Annotated in this window: 6 protein-coding genes; 3 read left to right on the top strand and 3 right to left on the bottom strand. The window is 54.8% G+C overall.

Annotated features, from left to right (window positions below):
* Window positions 1–235 (top strand): IS3 family transposase (locus DID99_RS35585; protein WP_260444779.1); only part of this gene is annotated, 235 nt, incomplete at its 5' end.
* Window positions 236–262: 27 nt separating this feature from the next.
* Here DID99_RS35585 and tnpA read toward each other — a convergent pair.
* Window positions 263–739 (bottom strand): IS66-like element accessory protein TnpA, encoded by a 477-nt coding sequence (gene tnpA / locus DID99_RS35580; protein ID WP_124668642.1) that lies wholly within the window; start codon window positions 737–739, stop codon window positions 263–265.
* A gap of 102 nt (window positions 740–841) precedes the next feature.
* On the opposite strand from tnpA, the gene DID99_RS35575 reads away from it, so the two are divergent.
* Window positions 842–1,156, top strand: a complete 315-nt coding sequence (locus tag DID99_RS35575; protein WP_260444778.1) for a transposase domain-containing protein — start codon at window positions 842–844, stop codon at window positions 1,154–1,156.
* 731 nt (window positions 1,157–1,887) lie between these two features.
* On the opposite strand, the gene DID99_RS35570 is transcribed toward DID99_RS35575, so the two are convergent.
* Window positions 1,888–2,277 (bottom strand): hypothetical protein, encoded by a 390-nt coding sequence (locus DID99_RS35570; protein ID WP_124668641.1) that lies wholly within the window; start codon window positions 2,275–2,277, stop codon window positions 1,888–1,890.
* A 776-nt stretch (window positions 2,278–3,053) separates the two neighbouring features.
* On the opposite strand from DID99_RS35570, the gene DID99_RS35565 reads away from it, so the two are divergent.
* Window positions 3,054–3,926 carry a hypothetical protein gene (locus tag DID99_RS35565; RefSeq protein ID WP_124668640.1) on the top strand — a complete coding sequence of 291 codons (873 nt, stop codon included), beginning with the start codon at window positions 3,054–3,056 and terminating at the stop codon, window positions 3,924–3,926.
* 1,401 nt (window positions 3,927–5,327) lie between these two features.
* On the opposite strand, the gene DID99_RS35560 is transcribed toward DID99_RS35565, so the two are convergent.
* Window positions 5,328–5,873: pentapeptide repeat-containing protein (locus DID99_RS35560; RefSeq protein ID WP_148094699.1), on the bottom strand; the 546-nt coding region annotated here is incomplete at its 5' end.

Here is a 5,873-nt window from a genome sequence, read left to right as displayed (position 1 = left end):
CGTGACAAGACAGAAACAGACTTTGCCATCCACTACATTACCGATTTACGTCCGGCGGACGGCGACACGTGTCGCACAGGTCGAGAGAATCTATCAGAACCACTACGAAACGCGCGCCCAAGCCCGCCTTGATATCGTCGACTGGATCGAGGGCTATTACAATCGGCAACGCCTGCATACCTCGATCGATTTCCTCACCCCTGTCGACTACGAGGCCAGCTTAATCGCCGCATGAGATGCTGTACGTGAAAACGAGGCAGGGTCACGAAACATTGCACCGTCCCAGCGTTTCGATCATGGCCGATAGCAGCGACGCGTCGTTGCCGCTGCATTCGAGCTTGAGCGTGATGCCGTTGGGCATCTGGACCGTCAACGTAGACGGGGCCACGTGAACCATCGGCGAACTAGCCGTCGTCTCCGGAGAAGAAGACATCGCGGATCTGCACTCGAGTTCGACGAGCGCCTGTTCGCTGCTGACCCTGACGATCGGCACGAATGCCGGCTCTGCCGTCGGCGACTGCGTTGAAGCGCCAGCCAGCCGTTCCTGGTGCAGCTTGATCCATTTGTGCAGCAGGTTCGCATTGACTCCGTGTCTGAGTGCGAGCCCAGCTACTGATGCCCCTGGCTCGAGGCAGGCTTCGACCAGCCGCTGTTTGGTTCGCCGATCAAAGCGGCGCTTGCCGTCTTTGCCTACGGTGACGACCTTCAGGCACGACGTTTCTGAGTGTTGTTCGGTCATAAGGTGTCCACTGAAAATCAGTGGACATAGCCTGCACGGTCAGATCGCTGAGTACTAGACGCCCATTTCTGCGCGCTTACCGTCCGCCAGCATGAGCGAGCCGTGGCTGAGCAGTCCGAGCGAACCTATCAGAGACTGTTTAACTACCTCGAGAATGGCGACTGGCCCATCTCGGACAATCCCTGCGAAAACGCGATTCGCCCGTTCTGCGTTGGGCGCCGCGGCTGGTTGTTCTCCGACACCGTCGATGGTGCAAACGCGAGCGCCAACCTCTATACCTTGGTCGAATCGGCGAAGGCCAATGGCATCGATCCGTACCGATACCTCACCTGGCTGTTCCAGCGTCTGCTCCCGGCGAAGACCGTCGACGATTACGACGCGCGGCTACCCTGGACGATGCCTGCCGAGCTCCGCTGACCCGCAGCGTTACCCACCTCACACTCTCCGCCACCTTCTCTGAGGGGCGTCGTTCGTGGACCGCATACTGTCGGTTTCGCACCGATTCGTAGCTAACTGCTGTGCCGCGCTCAAGCAGCAGCCCTTCGAAATCCCTGCTGGCTCAGACTGAAGCGGTAGTACCAGCGCATCGGGCAGCTGGTGACCGCTGCCGGGAAAGGGAGGCTGCGATATGATTTATCTTTCTTCATCCCAGCATTCTACCCACCGCGACGATCAATTTGACAACGCCGGGGCGGTTCACCGTCTTCATTTTAATTGACAAAGCATTCATAATAACAGAGTTAAATTTGTGATGAAGAATTAAAAATCCATGTGCAAATATCTTGCACCGCTTATCAATGGCCACGATTTTTCTCGGCCTATCGATGCCGTGTGCTCGAATTCCAAAGATATACGTGAGAGCATTAGTGGAAAGCTTGGTTTTTATTCCAATATATTTATTGTTGAAATAGACGGATCGACATCAAAAGAGTTCACTGAGTCTCTTGAAGGTATGCGGGAAAAGTTCCATAAACTCAAGATGCCAGCATGGGATGATTTTTACCGAGCATTATGCATTGCAATGAGAAATCTATTGAATTCCACTTGACCTTACTATCGACGACGGGATGCGGATTAGCGATTTCTCCATTGAGATCGTTTCATCAAGTGCGTCAACTTTAAACCCATTTACACGGCACACTTACCTGCTAAATCTGATTGCTGAGTGCCGCCAGCGGGGCAGCTTGCAACGAAAGCGGCAAGGCCTTAATCTGACTCATTAGCCGTTTGAAGGCTGGCCAACGTTGCGCTTCCGGGAGCATCCCGAGCGAGCCGGCAAGGCTGACCAGCAGCTCGCCCCGTTGCTCGCGCGGTGAAGCGGTGATCTGGTTTTCCAGCTGTATAAAGATGGGCTCGCGCTGCATCTCCGGGTGTACCCCAAGCTTACCGGCGAGAGCGACAAGGAGCGGAACACGGAATTTCCCGGGAAGCTCCCAGATCGAATTGCCGTTTGTATGCCCCTTCCCGAGCAACGTATTGAATTCGGTTGATGTTTTCACTTGCCGCGCATGGGCCAACAACAAATTGCGATACTGCACGTCCCTGATAGCTTCGGTGATGTACCTGGACCCGGCCAGCGCTAACGACCGGAGGTCGCTGGCAGGTAATCCACAAGCGATTATCTGTAATAATTCAGCCGGCTGGCCAGATAGCGAAGCCCCCTCCTGCCTAATAGCCGTAGTAGTCGACGACGGCACATGATTGAATTTAGGAAGCGAGCTAGTGGCAGTGGAGTTCGGCTCCACATTAACGGAGCAGTCGTTAGAAGCATCCTCTGTCGCTTCACTCTGACGGGGTGGCAATGTTGCATCGCCTTCGCACACTGTAAATGAGCAACTCCAGCTGGATTTAAGAAACTCAAACACGCGGGAGGATGTCGTCCGAAAGGATGCGAGGAGACTGTTACAAGAGTCGCGCCGAATCATGTAACCGTTCAGCGTAGCAGTGTTATCGATCGGCGCGGGATGCTTAGCCGAAATCGAAGGAGGGGAAGGGTCAATCCGGCGCAACGCAAGTCATCCAAAAGTTGAAGGATATTCGTCTCGCCTGCCTGCCATTCGTGCGGCGAGCGCTCGCAGGCGCACGAGTTGCAGGCCGCCTGAGTTGGCAGGAGGGACTGTGGCGATTCACTCCAGCTCTCAAAGCGCGTCTACCGGATCCTGCCGACCAACTCTATCAGGCTGCTCGGCTGAGTTGACGTCGCCATTGACGAAACTATCCAAGGTTTTCATTTATTCACAATCCTGCTATTGACTTCTGGCTTAGTTCTATCAAGAATTAACACGCGATCTTTCTAATTTGCTAAGGGGGCCACATGTTGCCGCGCAGCATTTCATCCTCGAGTGCCTCTGCCGCCTCAACGAGTACCAACTCCAGTCGCACTGGATCTATGCAGGCCGCAGGGAATAAATATTCGCTGCAATCTCAGGAAAATCGAGGGCCCTCGTCATTCTTTACTGGACTTTCGCACATTTTCCGCAACTTCAGCCACTCATCCTCTGAGGTAGTGCAGCAAAATCCGTTGGTTCAAAAGTTCACATATATGCTCGCCGAGAATTGGCAGCTGCCCGTCAAAGATCAAGACGATACACTGACAATGATCGCTACACAAATCAGGCAGCTACCGGAGAACTTTAGATACGAAGCTTTCACGCAAACACTGGCCCAAATTAGTCAATTGCCCGTCGAGCATCGGAGTACTCCGCTGGCAGCGCTCGCCAGTCGTATCGAATACCTTCCAGACGACAATCGCGACCAAGCCATTACCAGCATACGATCTGAGATCGGCCAACTGTCCGCCGAGCAACGAAATACGCTGCAGACCGTACTCGACGAACAAGTCTACACTCGAAACCTGGATAAGGAAATAGCTGACGCTCAAAGCAAAGCAGCGGAATCACAGGACGGAGCAATCCCACACAGAGAGGCCCCTCAATTCAATAACATGACAGAATCTGGAGAGTTTCGTGTTTCCGAAGCAAATCGCCGCTGGGAAGACGGGGATAAAAAAGAATATCTAAAATCCAATAAAAAAAATAATCCAGATAAGAATTTTAAGATCTCCGATAAACCGTCTATTGGCACAACATATGGTGCCAGCAATTATGAGAGATCTGATTCGATTGCAGATCCTTTGAAAAAAACACCGAAACCTTTGAAAAAACCACCGAAAATAGGCGATGAATGACGCGCCTTTATAAGTTGAGGTGCCTGCACGATTTGGAATCTATATCAGAATAGCTGCAATGCGCAATCAATGGAATCAATCAGTTGGGCATACGACAGCTGATGGGACCCGCTCTCGGCAGGCGCGATTCGTACCAAAGCAATTCTGAAGGCGCCCTATAGCACCGACTTCCTCCCATCCGGGGCGCCTCTCTGAACTCTGTCGGCTCTGGCCCCTGCCCTCCATCGGGCAAAAAAGGCGATTTTCGCTGCGATGCATAAGGGGGCGCATGCGCCAGTTTTCCCAAGGAGACATGGTCTGGCGTGCGAGGGCCTCCATTGGTACGCGTCTTTGCCGGGATGCTCCGCAGGATAAAGTCTACAAAACTTATGAAATGTGGCTCCTGGAAATTGTCCGGGAGCGAGCTGATCTGGCTAACGAACGTGGCCGTCTTTGCGGCGATCTGCTCGTTGGTCGGGCAACCGGATGCTACGTCCGCGCGCTTGAGGACGGAGTACCTTGATTTGATCGGCAGTACCGGGATCTGGCGGGTAAGTACGCCCAGCGGCGCGACTTGTTGCACCTCTCTAACGTGGCGACCGCGTCCGTCTATAGCGGCACCTGAATCCACTCCTCCTTGGGTAAAACTGCTTCGACTCGTGTACGGACCGAGGCTCGCACGGGTTCCGGAAGACACTCGATCTGGCGGATAAGGGCCTCCATCGGCTCACTCCGCCGCCCGGGAGGCAGCGCATGAATAAGGTCAGCAAATCTCATGAAATATGGCTCTCGGAACTCGCCCGGGAGCCAACCGATCTGCCTAATGAGAATTGCCGTCTGTGCACCGATCTGCTCTTTGGGCTGCCAACCAGATGCCGCGCTCACGCGCTTAAAGGCGGCGTATCTTTCCGATATCGGAAGCGCCCAGATCTGACAAGTAAGCGCGCCCAGCGACGCGCCTTGTTGCTCTTCTGCTAGCGTGGCGATCGCGTCCGCGACCTGCACAAAAGCGAGGGGCCGCGCATCGGGCGGAAGCGACTGGATTTGTCCAGCGAGAGTTTAGCGGATCGCCCTGTTGATCCGTGGGTAACGAGCGGATCCTGTTGAGGACGCGTTCAAAATCTGAGGCCCGCGGATTGGTGGGAAGCGTGCCTAGTTCGCTCGAGGAGGCTGCCAACCGTATGTCCCCCGATCGTCCAGAGCGCGCAGGCAGCGGCGCAACCGGGTGTCTTTGCACCGATATTTCGTTCGCCGACGCCCCGCAACTCAAGCGGTCGAGCAGGCGGGAAATGGAATCAAGAAATGACACGGATGGACCACTCCGCAGTGTGTATTCGCCGCTGCCCTGCAGGTGGACGGTGACACCGGTCGCTTCTGCCGGATGCATCGAGGAAGACGAGGCAGCGGAGTTCGAACTGATTTTCATGACGCTCGGTGCGACGGCACCACATTGGACACATCAGCCGGCAAGTCGATGGCGAGCGCCGGCTGGACCGGGGCACCCTTTGCCGATCGGAGGGCCACTGGCGCCGGCGGCGGCGGCATTCCCGTGCGTCTTTGATAAATCCCGGCCAGGGTCTCATAAGAGTGCTGCACACTGAGTCTCTCGATCACATTCACTCTCTTCCAGTCGAAGCTACACGCATAGTCATGATTGTGATCGAACGTGACGTTCATACCCCGAATAGGCGCGAAGGCGGCTCTCTCAATGTCGCACCATTCGAACACGGCATTGTTCAGGATCGCTTCGGCAAAAGACAGGTGGAACTCGCCGATACGACGGCTTCTGTCCGGTCGCGCGACCCCTTCCGGCATGATCATGTTGATTCGGCTAAACCGGGCGTCGCGCGCATCGGCATAGCCGAAATGCACTCTATACATGTAGCAGTCGGCGATCTGCGCGTTTTCCAGAATCGCGTGTTCGAAACTGAAATCATTGAAATGGCATCGATCAAAACGCGCCGATGT

This window comes from Burkholderia sp. Bp8986 (genome assembly GCF_003854225.1).
Taxonomy (GTDB): Bacteria; Pseudomonadota; Gammaproteobacteria; order Burkholderiales; family Burkholderiaceae; genus Burkholderia.
Note: the sequence above shows the minus strand (reverse complement) of the source record. Positions and strands in the feature narration are given on the sequence as shown.